Annotated in this window: 16 protein-coding genes; 12 read left to right on the top strand and 4 right to left on the bottom strand. The window is 34.3% G+C overall.

Going from position 1 to position 14,583, the window contains the following annotated elements; genetic code table 11:
* Positions 1-221 precede the first annotated feature (221 nt).
* The 5 genes from hisS to WFK35_RS04970 all read left to right on the top strand — a co-directional run bounded on the left by hisS (position 222) and on the right by WFK35_RS04970 (position 5,312).
* Positions 222-1,571, top strand: a complete 1,350-nt coding sequence (gene hisS, locus WFK35_RS04990) for a histidine--tRNA ligase (protein WP_336731635.1) — start codon at positions 222-224, stop codon at positions 1,569-1,571.
* A 139-nt stretch (positions 1,572-1,710) separates the two neighbouring features.
* A complete protein-coding gene (locus WFK35_RS04985) occupies positions 1,711-2,634 on the top strand; it encodes a PH domain-containing protein (protein WP_336731634.1) in 924 nt (307 codons plus the stop codon).
* A gap of 64 nt (positions 2,635-2,698) precedes the next feature.
* A complete protein-coding gene (locus tag WFK35_RS04980) occupies positions 2,699-3,532 on the top strand; it encodes a PH domain-containing protein (protein ID WP_336731633.1) in 834 nt (277 codons plus the stop codon).
* Positions 3,529-4,260: a hypothetical protein gene (locus WFK35_RS04975; protein ID WP_336731632.1), complete on the top strand. Its 732-nt coding sequence runs from the start codon at positions 3,529-3,531 to the stop codon at positions 4,258-4,260. The genes WFK35_RS04980 and WFK35_RS04975 overlap by 4 nt, the downstream gene beginning before the upstream one ends.
* Before the next feature lie 254 nt (positions 4,261-4,514).
* Entirely contained in the window at positions 4,515-5,312 is a 798-nt protein-coding gene (locus WFK35_RS04970) for a class I SAM-dependent methyltransferase (RefSeq protein ID WP_336731631.1), read from the top strand.
* Positions 5,313-5,369: 57 nt separating this feature from the next.
* Here the strand turns inward: WFK35_RS04970 and WFK35_RS04965 are convergent, their stop codons facing one another.
* The 4 genes from WFK35_RS04965 to WFK35_RS04950 form a co-directional block, all read right to left on the bottom strand.
* Positions 5,370-5,639, bottom strand: coding sequence for a YtxH domain-containing protein (locus WFK35_RS04965; protein ID WP_214589936.1), 270 nt, complete (start codon positions 5,637-5,639; stop codon positions 5,370-5,372).
* A 97-nt stretch (positions 5,640-5,736) separates the two neighbouring features.
* Positions 5,737-6,579 (bottom strand): isoaspartyl peptidase/L-asparaginase, encoded by an 843-nt coding sequence (locus tag WFK35_RS04960; protein ID WP_336731630.1) that lies wholly within the window; start codon positions 6,577-6,579, stop codon positions 5,737-5,739.
* Between the two features lie 2 nt (positions 6,580-6,581).
* Positions 6,582-7,301: a YoaK family protein gene (locus WFK35_RS04955; RefSeq protein WP_336731629.1), complete on the bottom strand. Its 720-nt coding sequence runs from the start codon at positions 7,299-7,301 to the stop codon at positions 6,582-6,584.
* A 16-nt stretch (positions 7,302-7,317) separates the two neighbouring features.
* The gene (locus WFK35_RS04950; RefSeq protein ID WP_214591096.1) at positions 7,318-8,205 is read right to left on the bottom strand and encodes a cyanophycinase; all 888 of its coding nucleotides are present in this window, start codon (positions 8,203-8,205) and stop codon (positions 7,318-7,320) included.
* Between the two features lie 279 nt (positions 8,206-8,484).
* Between WFK35_RS04950 and WFK35_RS23270 the strand changes: the two genes are divergently transcribed.
* The 7 genes from WFK35_RS23270 (at position 8,485) to WFK35_RS04920 (ending at position 14,176) form a co-directional block, all read left to right on the top strand.
* On the top strand, positions 8,485-8,568 hold the full coding sequence (locus WFK35_RS23270) for a bacteriocin-like protein (RefSeq protein WP_442892001.1): 84 nt from the start codon (positions 8,485-8,487) through the stop codon (positions 8,566-8,568).
* Positions 8,569-8,681: 113 nt separating this feature from the next.
* The gene (locus WFK35_RS04945; protein WP_336731628.1) at positions 8,682-9,542 is read left to right on the top strand and encodes a GLPGLI family protein; all 861 of its coding nucleotides are present in this window, start codon (positions 8,682-8,684) and stop codon (positions 9,540-9,542) included.
* A gap of 454 nt (positions 9,543-9,996) precedes the next feature.
* A complete protein-coding gene (locus WFK35_RS04940) occupies positions 9,997-10,671 on the top strand; it encodes a hypothetical protein (RefSeq protein ID WP_336731626.1) in 675 nt (224 codons plus the stop codon).
* Positions 10,672-10,789: 118 nt separating this feature from the next.
* Positions 10,790-11,488 (top strand): hypothetical protein, encoded by a 699-nt coding sequence (locus WFK35_RS04935; RefSeq protein WP_336731625.1) that lies wholly within the window; start codon positions 10,790-10,792, stop codon positions 11,486-11,488.
* Positions 11,489-11,896: 408 nt separating this feature from the next.
* Complete coding sequence (locus tag WFK35_RS04930) at positions 11,897-12,472, top strand: hypothetical protein (protein ID WP_302717423.1); 576 nt, start codon at positions 11,897-11,899, stop codon at positions 12,470-12,472.
* Positions 12,473-12,648: 176 nt separating this feature from the next.
* Positions 12,649-13,839: a winged helix-turn-helix domain-containing protein gene (locus WFK35_RS04925; RefSeq protein ID WP_336731622.1), complete on the top strand. Its 1,191-nt coding sequence runs from the start codon at positions 12,649-12,651 to the stop codon at positions 13,837-13,839.
* A 25-nt stretch (positions 13,840-13,864) separates the two neighbouring features.
* Positions 13,865-14,176 carry a DUF1905 domain-containing protein gene (locus WFK35_RS04920; RefSeq protein WP_336731620.1) on the top strand — a complete coding sequence of 104 codons (312 nt, stop codon included), beginning with the start codon at positions 13,865-13,867 and terminating at the stop codon, positions 14,174-14,176.
* Positions 14,177-14,583: the final 407 nt, after the last annotated feature.

The raw sequence follows: 14,583 nt of genomic DNA, 5'->3' as shown, positions 1-14,583 counted from the left end.
AAATGGATTTTCATTTTAAGTATTTTAAAGATTTTTCACATAATTTTAATGCATTGACTTTTAAGCTTATTCAAATTAGGCAAACCTCACAGGTTTTTAAAACCTGTGAGGTTTAGTATTATCTACAGATAAAGCTTAAACAGGTTTATGTGTAGTAAAAGTCCTTTCAATTCCTTATTTTTGCAGCTTATACATATTAATATCATTTATCTATTATAAAAATGAAACCAAGTTTAGCAAAAGGGACGAGAGATTTTACGGCACTGGAAGTTGCAAGAAGGAGATATATCATCAATACTTTACAGAAAAATTTTGAGTTATTCGGATTTCAGCCACTGGAAACGCCTAGTTTTGAAAATCTTTCAACATTAACGGGAAAATACGGAGAAGAAGGAGACCGTCTGATTTTTAAAATTTTAAATTCGGGAGATTATACTTCTAAAGTAAATCAGGAAGATTGGGAAAATAAAAGTCATCAGAAACTTACTTCTCAAATTTCAGACAAAGCTCTCCGTTACGACCTTACGGTACCTTTTGCAAGATTTGTGGCAATGAATCATAATCAGCTTACTTTTCCTTTTAAAAGATATCAGATTCAACCCGTTTGGAGAGCGGATCGCCCTCAAAAAGGAAGATTCAGAGAATTTTACCAGTGCGATGCGGATGTGGTAGGAAGCGAAAGTCTTTTGCAGGAAGTAGATCTGGTTCAGTTGTATCTGAAATCTTTTGCGGAGCTTGGAGTTTCTGTAACCATCCACATCAATAACCGTAAAATTCTTTCCGGATTGGCTGAGTTTGCAGGAATTACCGACAAATTAATAGATTTCACGGTAGCTTTGGATAAATTAGACAAAATCGGGAAAGACGGTGTTGTAAAAGAATTGCTGGAAAGAGGAATTGCACAGGAATCCATTGATAAACTGGATTTCCTTTTCAACCAGTCGGATGATGCGCTGGAAAATCTTCTTCAGCTAAAAGAAAAATTTGCAGGAAATGAAGTTGGGCTGAAAGGAGTAGAAGAACTTGAGTTTGTTATTACACAATCTTTAAATCTCGGTGTGGACATTCAGAACCTTGTTTTTGACATTACATTAGCAAGAGGTCTGGATTATTACACCGGAGCGATTTTCGAAGTAAAAGCAGATGAAGTTCAGATGGGTTCCATCGGCGGCGGCGGAAGATATGATAATCTTACGGAAGTTTTTGGCGTAAAAAATATTCCGGGAATCGGGATTTCTTTCGGATTAGACAGAATTTATCTTGTGATGGAAGAACTTGGTCTTTTTCCTGAAGGAGCGACCTCTAAAACAGAGTATCTTTTTGCTAATTTCGGTGGAAATGAAACGGTAGAAGCTTTAAAATTAATCCGACAACTGAGAGAAAAAGGAGTTTCCGCAGAAATGTATCCTGAAGCGGCAAAGATTGGCAAACAGTTTACATACGCTGAGAAAAAAGGGATTAAAAATCTGGTATTCTTAGGCGAAGAAGAAATTAAAAACGGAACGGTAACTTATAAAGATATCGAAGCAGGAGAACAGAAAACGGTTTCTCTGGAAGAGTTTTTAGGATAGAATAAATAAGAAGAATAAAAAAGCATCATTAATCCTGATGCTTTTTTATTTTCAGTTGATACGATTTAATTACAAATTTGTATTTTAGAAAATCATAAAATTGTTTTGTGATTTTTAAAACTATTAAACATAAAACCAAATGAACAATATTTGTGGATTGTGCGGAACTCCTTTAACAGCTATGGATACGCTTTTGGACGAAAACAAACTGGCAGACAATCATATTCTCTGTAACAAATGTCTGAATGAAGCTTCCGGTATCAATAAGGATGTTGTCAATAATCTGCAGCAGTTTTTCCTGCCCGAGATCAGGGGAATTATTTTGCAGGGGAAAATCGGCGAAGTTGAAAATCCGGCTTCTTCACAGACTTCAAATGTACAGCGTTCCCAAACTCCTTCTTTTGGATTTGGCGGAACAGTGACCAGACTTGATGATATTCAGGATCAGATTGTTGCCCTGAATGCGAGGCTGAGTATTTTTGTAAACAGTGAAGTAAAAGAACTCGTTCATATTTTAGAAAATAATGAAAAGTTAACCGCTATTGCAGAAGGTCTTACCATGCCTTCGAAGGTGGAAGGACTTTTGTTTTCTACGCAGAAAAGAGTGGTTTTCATAGATAAAAAGCTTTTTGGAAATGTGCAGAAAGATGAATATCTCTTCGAACATATACGTTCTGTTGAGCATGTGGAAAGTCTTTTATATTCAACGTTAAAAATTTTCTCTAAAAACGGTTCCACAGCAGAATTTAAGCTTCATAACAAAAGTGACGGGAACAACTTCTGCAACGCAGTTAATCAATATCTGCATGGGAAAGTGAATCAGCCTGTTCAACAACAACAAATTCAGTCTTCGTCTTTTAATCTCTATAATATGCCGGTTGCTGAGAATCCGTTTCAAAAGCCTGAGGATTCAAATCCGGTACAGCAGAACTCCGGTGTACAGAAAGAAGCTCCGGAAGTTATTTTTGAACAGTTGGAAAAGCTCGGTAAACTTAGGGAAATGGGCGTTCTGACGGATCAGGAATTTGCGGAACAGAAGAAAAAATTATTAGACCGACTTTAATCCCTGTTTTTCTTGTTTAGCTAAATCAAAAATTAAAACAGGTTAAATATAATAAGATATTACAATGAATAATCATTGCGGATTGTGTGGAAAAGAACTGACTTCAATCGATATGATGCTGGGTGAAAATAAGCTTTCTGACGCAAATATCATCTGTAATTCATGCCTTGAAAAAGCGAGTGTGCTGAATGAAGAATTGCTTTCGGATCTGCACCGTTTCAGCTTAAAAGACATTGAAAGCCTGCTCCAAAACGGAGAAATTGTTCAGCGGGAAACAATTCAGGAAAATATTTCTGAAAATGTACCTGCAGTTGCAGATTCAGGACGAAGGGTGCTGTCAAAAGATCTTTATAAAAGACGACTGAAAGAAATAAAAAATCAGCTGGAAGTTTTAAGAGCCAGTCTTTCTATGTTTACAAAGGGAGAAATTAAGGAACTTCCTTACATTCTTGATCTTGACGAAGTGATTCTAGCGATTACCGATGCACAGTTTGCAAAAACTACGGATGCCGGAATTCTGTTTACGACTCCAAAAAGAATGATTTCAGTTTCCAAAGCGATGTTTTCACCTGCAAAAGTGAATGAATTTCTTAATGAGGATATTCTTGAAGTAAGCTTCGTCAAAAACTTTGTATCGCCGAACATCAGAATTCATACAAAAGACAAAATGTTTGAGTTTGAGTCGTTTTTTAATAAAGATTATGCTGAAGATTTTTACCAGTTCATCAGTAAAATATACAACAGGGAAGACGTTTCGGAAACATCCTCTGCAGAACAGGATGTAATTTCTGAAAGCGTTCTTGAGCAGCTCGAAAAATTAGGAAAATTAAGAGAAAACGGCATTTTAACGGAGGAAGAATTTACCTTACAGAAGAAAAAACTATTAGAAAAACTATGATAAAAGCAATTTTTTTCAAAATATTCAACGGAAAATGGTCTGCGCCGTTTTTCATTTCATGTGTCGGTATTTTTTGCTGGATATGGATGCTAATTTTACCTGTAAATAAAATCATCTGGAATTTATGCTTCATAACGCCGATTATGCTTGCTTTGGGATATATTATTTTAGGAATATCAAAAATTTTTAAGAAAAGATTCAAAGAAGGTCTCGTACAGATCATTCTTTCCGTCGTATTTATGTTTATTACGGCTGTTTTCTTTACAGTCCTGATTCCAAAAAGTCCTTACAAAGAATACAAAGGAGATATTTCCAATCCCAATAATGTGAAAGTAGATATGCCTTTAAAACTATCTTTTAGTGACGAAAAACCTCTGTTTAAAGTCGATAAACCGGAGGTGATCCTTTATGATTATAATCAGCCCGGAACCTATAAATATCAGGTTTTCCTTAATAAAATTGAAAAAGGAACTGTTTATCTGAAAATGTTTGATCTTACCACCAACAGAATTTTGTCTGAAAAAGAAATTGCAAAAGATACTAAAGTGAAGGTGGAAAATCTTAGTGATGAACTGAAAGAATTTCCTCTGAGTAAACAGTTTAACGTACAGGAGGGCGATTGGGGAGATTATTACGGAAGCAGGATAGAAGTGTGGTTTAAGCCGGAAGATGCTTCACAACCTGAAAGAAAGCTTTTGGTTAAAAACTATGTGATTCAGGGTTGGTAATTTTAATATTTTAAAGCTGATTAAGAAAGCTGTTTTAAAATTAATTTCAGAATTAACCGCAAAAGAGACAAAATACTTTATCGGATTTATATAAAGTATTTCAAAAGTCTGCAAAGAAAAAAATCTTTGATTTTTTTAACTTATGTGCTCTTTTTTCTGTATAGATGTTAAACTTAAATAACTAATGTGTTAAAATCTTTTGCATCTTTTGCGGTAAAAAGTTTAAACAGACTTATCAATAAAACTAAAAAACAATGGAAAATTATCTTGAAATCAACAAAAATTCGTGGAATGCGAAAGTAGAACCTCATCTCAAATCCGATTTTTATTTTGTAGACGAGTTTCTGAAAGGAAGAACTTCCCTGAATTCCATCGAACTGCAACTTTTAGAAAATATTGAAGGAAAAACCATTCTTCATCTTCAGTGTCATTTCGGGCAGGATTCTGTTTCGCTGTCGAGAATGGGCGCGAAAGTTACGGGAATTGATCTGTCGGATAAAGCCATTGCAGCAGCAAAAGATCTAGCTCAGAAAGCAGAAACCGATACAGAATTTGTCTGCACAGATCTGTACAGTCTTCCTGATGTTCTCGATCAGAAATTCGACATTGTTTTTACAAGCTACGGAACAATCGGCTGGCTTCCCGATTTGGGAGAATGGGCAAAAGTGATTAACCACTTTCTGAAACCGGAAGGGAAATTCATCATGGCAGAATTTCACCCTGTAGTCTGGATGTACGATGACGATTTTAAAGGCGTACAATACAATTATTTCAACGAAAAGCCGATTATGGAAACCTATGAAGGAACCTATGCAGATCAGTCTGCGGACATCGTTCAGGATTATGTGATGTGGAACCATTCTCTGGCGGAAGTTCTTCAGAATTTAATTGACCAGGATCTTCAGATTAAAAGATTTCAGGAATTCGACTGGTCGCCGTATCCGTGTTTCAGGCATGTTGAAGAATTTGAAAAAGGAAAATGGAGAATACCTCAGTTCGGAAATAAAATTCCTTTGGTTTTCGCGATTAAAGCACAAAAAAAGTCATCGTAATAAAAAATTACTATGACTTTCCTGTATATATGAATGTTAAAATAAACTATTTATGTTCTAGCTTACCGCTTCCTGAGCCTTATTCTTAAGATCTTCCGCTTTATCCTGAGCCTGAGAAGCTACGTCGTTTGCTTTGTCTTTTACCTGTGAAGCAACATTGTTGGCTTTATCTTTAAGATCATTTCCCCATTTGTTTAGGTTGTCTTTTGCGGTGTTGATCTTATCTTTCACCATTTGCTTATCTTCTTCAGAAGAATTTTTGTATTTCCAGTATGCAATTGCTCCTAATCCTAATAACGCTAATAAGCCTTTTGTCTTATTTCCCATGATTTCTATTTTTTTAAGTTAATATTAAAGTTTGATGTTAGTAATCATGTAAAATGTGTGCCAAAAAAATAAACAGACTTATAAAATAATGTTAAATTTAATTGAAAACTTCATAATTTTCTCCGTCAAAACTTGCAAAAACCATAGTGGGATAAGAGTCCTGATGGTATATATTTCCGTTTTTATCAATCGCAATAGCACCTGCAAAGCCATCAATGGTTTTTAACTCGTCGAAAGTTTTTGTAAACGCTTCTTCTATCGTCATGCCATCGGTAACTCGGGTTACAATTTTCGTTGCAGTGGCATTGCTTACAATATCTTCACCCACTCCGGTACAGCTTACCGCACAGAAAGAATTGGCATAATTTCCGGCAACTGTTGCCGAGTCCGAAATTCTTCCCGGGATTTCAAATCCTTTTCCTCCGGTAGAAGTGGCAACGGCTAATTTTCCGTCCTTATCAATCGCGACGCAGCCTACCGTTCCTTTTCCGCCATTTTCCAGTTTTGCTTCATATTCTTTTCTTCTTTGCGGAATTTCAGTTGAAAAATTCTCGAAACCATGTTCTGTTGCGTAATTTTTAGCGCCGCTTCCTCCCAAAACCCTGTCGTCTTCCTTCATCAGCTCTTTCGCCACAAAAACGGGATTCTTCACCTCCTGAATATTGATAACACCGCTTAGTTTCTGCGTTTCTCCATCCATAATCGCAGCACTCATCCTGATCACACCATCACTCTGGATCTGCGAACCGATTCCTGCATTGTACAGATCATCATCTTCAAGTAAAGAAACAGCGTAGGCAACGGTATCAAATGCTGAGTTGGATTTTAAATATTCAAATGCTTTGTGAGCAATATTTTTTAATGAATTTTGTTTGGCTGTTTTTACTTCGTGGCTTTGGTCGCTTTCCGAGAAAAATCCGCCGTGGATGATTATTTTCATTTTTAATGTTGTTTTCTGTAGACAATATACCCAATTTTGATAAAATCATACAATATTCCTGAAATCAATGTTAGGGCAGCTAAAATTAATATTTTTAAACTCAATAATCCATAAAGTGTTCCTCCGGTAATACCTCCCAGAAAGAAAAAACTGATGATGGAAATCCTGAGTTTTATTGAAGACAAAAGTTTCTTTCTTTTATCATCCGCTTTTTTATAAAAGAAAAGCTGTGAAAGTTCAATACCCAGATCCGTAAATAATCCTGTTAAATGGGTTGTTCTTACTGTTGCATTGGAAATAGTGGTTACCATTGAATTTTGTAAACCCATGGCAAACAATAAAATAAAAGACAGAAGAACAGAGTTGTATACTATAAAGTAATTCCCCCAGATACCGGCTGCCAGTAAAAGGCAGCATTCGATAAGAGTGGGGATTATATACAGATATTTACTGTTTTTTCTTGATGCAAATTCTGTTATAAAATTCGAGACAAAAGATCCGAAAAAGAAAAAAAGTATGTACAGAAAGTAAACTGTTCCCTTCCAGAATCTAAGACTGAATATCTCATCAATAAAATAAGCAAAATGACCTGTTATATTAGTTGTAAGAGTCTGTACAGATAGGTAACCGGCAACATTTACAATTCCGGCAACAAAAGACAATAAACATGCGATATGCAGATTATGATAATATGTCCTTGTTCTGCCTTTATGTCTGAACATACTCTACAGATCGTATTTAACGGTCTTGCGGGATCGGATTAAACTGAGAATTCTCTATCGTCAGCGTTTTTGTCGTAAGATCATAATGATCGTTCATCGACATTACATGAACCGTTAAATTATCAATAGAAATAGGCTCTCCAAGATTAATGTTGGTAAGATTGGTGTCTTTAATAAACCTTCCGTCGACCAGAATCACCAGTCCGGAACCTACCGCCGTCATCACATCATTGTGGATGAACAATCCGGTATCTTCTCCCAGACCGATTCCCAGAGTTCTGGGATTGTTTACCACCGCCTGAAAAAGTCTTCCGATTCTTCCTCTCTGTACAAAGTGGGTATCAATAATTACGTTATCGATCAGTCCCAAACCCTGCGTGGTTTTAATTTCTCCTTTCAGCAAAGCTTCGGAACTGCTTCCCTGATAAATCATATTCTCCGATGCTGCTGCGGCTCCGGCAGAAGTTCCTGAATAGATGAAATCCTGTTCCTGATATTTCAGTAAAATGGTATCGTGAAACCTTGTTCCGCCAAGAATTGAAGTCAGTCTCAACTGATCTCCACCTGTAAACATCACCACATCTGCTGCATTGGCTCTGGCAACAATCGCATCAGAATTTGCTTCCTCACGGTTATGAATGTCAAGGATGTTTACATTTTTAGCACCTAGAAATTCGAAGGCTTTTTTATATTCGGAACCTACAATTTGCGGAATCTGAGAGGCAGTGGTGATAATCTCAATCACGGAATTCTCTTTTAACTTCGATTCATTGATAATTTTTCGAAGAATTCCTCTCTCAAAGAAATTCAGGTTTTTTTCTACGTTTTGATCAAAATCGGTTTCTGCAAAACTTCCTTTGTTTACAGCACCTCCGATAACAATTAATTTTCCAACAGGTTTCATCATAGGGTGCAAATTTAAAAAATAATTAACATTTGAGAAAGGATTAAGAGTGATTGATAATCAATAAGTGAAAATAAAATTTAAAAAGCAGGTATGAGAAGTGATTGTTTCTTTATTTCTTTGGTATTAATTGTGTTTTTAATCTGTTGTCAACTCCAGAAAAGTTAAGGTGATTGTTTTGTATGATAGTATTTTTAAATGTGTATAAGTGTCTATCTAAAAGTAATTTAACATAATAAAATTTTTCTTTTTAATGTGATTTATATTGTTAAATTAGCAATGGATATAAACATGAAAATAATGAAAAAACTAAAAAAAATATCTCGAGATGATCTTAAAACAGTAATAGGTGGAAAGGCTTGAAGCCAATGGGTTGGTATTACTGCTTTATGTGGAGTCACCTATTCTTTATGTACAGACAATTATAAGAATTGGGCAGAATTACAAGAAGCCGTAGAATATTTTAATGATACAAAATGCTAATTACAAATGAAAAGAATTATGATAACCGTAATTTATTACATTTATTGTTCTTATTCTTAAGTTTTTTCTCCAATGCCCAGATTTCCGTGAGCGGAAATTTTTCTATGAAACCTGATTCTTATGAAGCAATGGTTATTGACAGCAGTTATCAGAATATTTACTATAAAACAGAATTTGTTAAAGATCCCAAAAAGAAAAATCTGGAAACAACCTGCGTTCTGCAGATAGGAAAGAAATATTCTAAATTTTCAGATTTTAATGTATTGCGTAAAGATTCTTTAATGGAGAAATACAGTCATTTGGAGAAAATAGGAGCTAAAGAATTAAGTGAGTCTCTTAATTTAGCAGAAAAATGGAAAAGTGTTTTAATAAAAAATTTTCCGGAAAATAGAATTACAGTACAGGATAAAGCAAATATCATGTACCAATATGAAGAAGAACAGCCGTCTCCTGACTGGAAACTTGAAAATGAGACAAGGGAGATTCTAGGCTATGTATGTAACAAAGCCACGGCAAAGTATCGGGGAAGAAAGTATACAGCATGGTATTGTAAAGAAATTCCTATTAATAACGGACCCTATATTTTTCAGAATCTTCCCGGCTTGATTTTAGAAATAGAAGACACTAAAGAGAATTTCCATTTTACTGCAGTTGGAATGGATAAAAAAGCAGATAAAATCTATTTAAGAGCCGAAAAAAGAATTCTTCATGTAACCAGAGAGCAGTTTAGAAAAGCCCTTCAAACGTACTGTGATAATCCCGGTTTTTTCCATGGGAAGGCTTACAATGAGGATGGAAGTCAGATCGCTGTAAAATCTGCACCTCTTCCATATAGCCCCATTGAACTGGAATAATAAGTGGATTAAAGTTTTACCTTAGGGTTAAAAGGTATTTTCTCTACAGAGAACAGGAATTTCTCTGGTGTAAAAAGCAATTGACTCTTATGAAAATTGATTTCAGCCAACAGATAAAAGAAATTCGTCCTACAGAAAACAGCATTTTGCCGGGTGAAAAAAGCTGTTAATATTGGTGCGCAGTCGTTTTGTACGGTATGCAATATTCATTATCCTGCGAACCAAAGGTTTTTTAATCCCAAGAAGAACAAAATTTCACCAATAAATATTTTTTATTTGCTTATGATGAGTAATAGATTTTATCTTATGTATAGGCTATTAATAATTAGTTTTCAATTATTTATAAAGATGTTAAAAAAGTTTTAAAAATATAATTTTTTAAAAATATGTTTAACTATATATTAAATTTATAATAAAAATTATTATATTAGTATTAAATTAAAAACAAGTAACCATGTATATTAAACAGGAAGAATATCTTCCACTGACCAAAGATCTTATGGCTAGTTTCAGCAGGGATCTTTTGCTTTTTGCAGAGGAGGATCATAATTATACACAGGCATATAAAGATGCTTTTCAGTCGAAAATTACAGAAGTAGAACAGAAAGAAGCCAGTAACACGGCTTTGGTACAGCAGAAACAGGCAACACAGGCACTTTATCTTTTAGGAGAAGACCTGAAGAAACCTCTTAAAAGTCTGCGAATACGCATTGAAAGAGCTGGGATTCCCACTAACCTCACCACACAGATTCTTACCGATATTAAGAAGCGTAATTTCGAAGGAGTGGGCAGTAAGCTTACAGACCTTATTTCATTGGTCAATGCCCATCTTACGGTTTTACAGGATAAGGGAATGAAAAGTACGATACCTCAGGATCTGCAGGATTTTCAATTGGCTATTGCCGCAAAAGCCGATGAGCAGACGCAGTTAATGAAAAAGGTAGCAGGAATCATCGGCACTCAAAAAGAACTGTACGACGGCTTATACAAATATATTTCTGAGATCTGCGAAGATGGAAAATTAATCTTCGAAGGACAGCAAAAAGCCGATGAATATATTATCAAAAGAATGCTCGCCAAGCTGCATGTGGATAAGGTGAAGAGTGGGGAGGGGAGGGAGACTTCTTAAATGTTTTTTAGTTTGCATTGGCGCAATGTGTTGATGCAAATGTTAGTGGCGAACCATTCGCAACAAACCTATAACATTAATTGACTTCAATATATTTGACACCTAAAAATCCTAAGTCATGAGATACAATTTTCTATTTGCATTTGTACTTGTTTGTCAACTAAGTTTCAGTCAAACATATGTTGATCAAAAAACCTTTGAAAATTTAAATGACATCAAAGTCCTGTCAACCGAGATTGTTGAAAGTTCAAATGCTAATCAATTAACTACTTTGAAATTCAAGTTTGTCGATTTTTCTGACAAAAAAATAAAATTTTACGAAGCAGAGTTAAAAAAAAATGAATTTGTGAGCATTAAAAGTAACAGGTATTTTCCGAGTTCTTTAACAGCCATTTCGGTAATGACAGTACCATTCAAAGTGAGGGCTAAAAATCGGCAAGGATATGTGACAGCACAAGCCGATGTTAAGAACATTGGACTCTATTTTCCCGTTGCATTATGGGATAGAAAAAGATATTGGTTAGACAATTCTACAAGTAGTCACAAGTTTTCGATAGGCTTTATGGTTGCACCTATGGCACAAGAACTTAGCGACAAGAATACAAACTCTTTTTTCCAAAATACCAATACATCTTATAATGCTTTCATGCTCTCAACATCATTGGCAATCACATACACTTATAAAAACATAACGATTGCTATTATCCCTCTTGGCTTCGACTTTGGATTAGACCAAGCTGGAAGTCATTGGGACAATCATCGAAAATATTGGGCGGGAATTGGTATTGGCATTGACACAAAACTATTCGGATTTTAAGCCCGCGGCTAGCACTAGTTTTGTGTTCGTAGATACATTTCATCTTCTCCAAGTTAAACCGTTCTTGCTAAATGAACAAACGGTCGTTTCTTAGAATATTTACCTTTACAGAAATTGGTAAAAAATGAAGATGACAGCAAATTGGAGAGCTGCACTTACTATCGGAATTCTTTCTGGCGTTTTTGGGGATAGATTTATCTAGGCAATTAAAGTGTTTATTGGTTTAAACTAATATTGAGTGTCAAAATATCACATAACATCACATACCCCAAGTGACTTTTATTTGTTAAATCAAGTTTTTGCTTCTGTTGAACTATGTGTAGCAGAAAGTAATTGTTTCGAAATCGCAATCTTGGTTACTTTATATGATGTTATCCAAATCGTATTGTATAATTTAAAAATTTTATTATGGAACTAAATGACTTAGCATTGTGGGGAACTTTTTTATCTGGATTGGGCGCATTAGCTGCATTGGTTATTTCATTAACTCAGATAAAAAAAGATGCGAATTTTAATGAAGCAAATTTTTGGCTTACACTTAGAGAACTTTTTCATCATCAAGACAGGAGATGTGTACACAATGATTTTAGAGAAGGAAGGTGGCAGACAATAAAACCAACAGAAATTGATGATTGGATAAAAATTGAAGATTATTTAGGACTATTTGAAATCTGTGAAAGAATGTTAGAGCGAAAAATTATAAACGAAAAAATGTTTCGTAGTTTATATGAGTACCGTGTTTATAATTTTTTAAAAAACTCAGAAGTGGCTAAATGCAAGCTTATATATGAGCATTATGATTGGACTTATTTATATAAACTTTTAAACAGACTTTATGGAGACCATTGGGAAGAAATGCGACAGTTTTTAACAAGCTTAGAAATAGACTATAATGAAATAGATTCTGAATCGCAATTGCTGGCTAAATTAAAAAAAAGTGAAAAGGAAAAGTTTAAAAAATTAAGAGAGAAAGCAAAAATCTAAAATACTATAGTTAACAAACTATCCAAATGATGGAATTTTATGATATTTTATTACCCAATAGAATTAATACTATGTTGAGAAAACATAAATTCCTTATGAAGCTATCGAAAATCAATATCAAACCAATTTTCCTTTTTAACTAAAAAAACATATATTTCTATTCTTTAATTACAATTATGACGGAAGAATTGACTTTATCACAACTTCGTTTTTTGATATTAGAAAGTCAGGGATTAATAAAACCATATCCTTTTGGAAAAGGTAAAAATGCAGTTCTTCAGGCATTAGAACATCTTGGTTATCTACAAATTGACACTTTATCAGTTGTTGAAAGAGCCCATCATCATACACTTTGGACAAGAATACCAGATTATAAAGCAGAATATTTAGATGAATTGGTTGAAGAACATAAAATATTTGAATATTGGTTTCATGCTGCGTCTTATCTTCCCATAAAGGATTTTCGGTTTGCATTGCCTCAAATGGCAGAGGTGAAACAAAGCAAAACGCATTATTACAATACAGACCCAAAAGTGATGAAATACGTTTTGGATACGATTCGTGGAGAAGGTCCTAAAAGAGCAAGGGATTTTGAAAATGAAACCAAAAAAGCGGGAAGCTGGTGGAACTGGAAACCTACAAAAATAGCTCTTGAAAGACTTTTTTTGCAAGGTGATTTAATGATTACAGGGAGAAAGGGAATGCAAAAAACCTATGATCTTACTGAAAATGTTTTACCGAACACGATTAATACAACCTTACCAACTGAAATCGAATTTGCTGAATATTTAGTAAAAACCTATTTGAAAGCCTACGGATTTACCACAGTAAAGCAAATTACCCATCTTAAAACAGGAGAATTAATACGAAAAAATGTTGACACCGTCTTAAAATCAATGCTTCAGGAAGGAACCATAAAACAAGTAAATATTGAAAATATGTCTTCTGTTTTTGTGAATAAAACTTCACTGGAAAATTTGTCAAACAAAACCAGTTCAGACATTCATATTTTATCGCCATTTGACAATTCAATTATTCATCGGGACCGAATAAAACAGTTTTTTAATTTTGATTTTAAGATTGAATGTTACACACCAAAAGAGAAAAGGCAATACGGTTATTTCTGTTTACCTGTATTATTTGGCGACACCTTTATAGGACGGGTGGATTGTAAAGCGCACAGAAAAGAAAAAGAATTTGAAATCATCCATTTACACATTGAAAATACAAGTATTGACAGCGAATTATGGAAAGAATCGTTTGTAGAGATGATGAAATCTTTTGCCACTTTTAATGGTTGTAATACCATTAAACCGACAAAAGTTAGTCCATCAAAATTCACAAATAAAATAAGATCATTATTCTGATTAAATCATCGACTATAAAACAACTATGAATCTGAAAAAAAGAGGAAGACTAAAGTATGAATTTACTACAAAAATATGGCAGTCCTCCGGAAAGGGCGGTTGGTATTTTGTTTCGCTTCCGAATAAGCTGGCAAAAGAAATCAGAAAAAATTTAAAATCGGAAGAAGAAGGATGGGGAAGACTAAAGGCAAAAGCACGAATTGGAGAGAGCGAATGGGAGACAGCTATCTGGTTTGATTCCAAACACGAAACGTACTTACTGCCATTAAAGGCAGAGATACGAAAAAAAGAAAAGCTTGAAACCGGTAAAGACATACAAACGATTATATGGATTTAAAAAGAGAATCGTTTGTTTCTATAATTATTTTTATGGCAAATTGGTTCAGCTATTAAACGTTTTTAGAATATCTTTATTTAATTTTTTAAAGAAAGTTTAAACTCATTTTAAATTTAACCGCGAAAGAGTTACAAAAGACTTTATTGGATGTATGTAAAGTATTTCGCAAGTCTGCAAAGAGAAAAAATCTTTGATTTTTTTTTTACTTATTTTGCCCTTTCTTTCCATTTAAGTATTACACTTAAATAACTAAAGTGTTACAATCTTTTGAGGTAAAAAAGTTCAGACAAGTTTAGATTTAAACAGCTGACATAAAACGGTTGTTACTAATCCTTATTAAACAATCTTTAATGACGGCAGACATTCCACTAAGTTTCAATATATTGATCTTTATTCCTGAGATTTTA

This window comes from Chryseobacterium sp. VD8 (assembly GCF_037149975.1).
GTDB lineage: Bacteria > Bacteroidota > Bacteroidia > Flavobacteriales > Weeksellaceae > Chryseobacterium > Chryseobacterium indicum.
The sequence above is the reverse complement of the archived record's forward strand: the minus strand, read 5'-3'. Positions and strand labels throughout refer to the sequence as shown.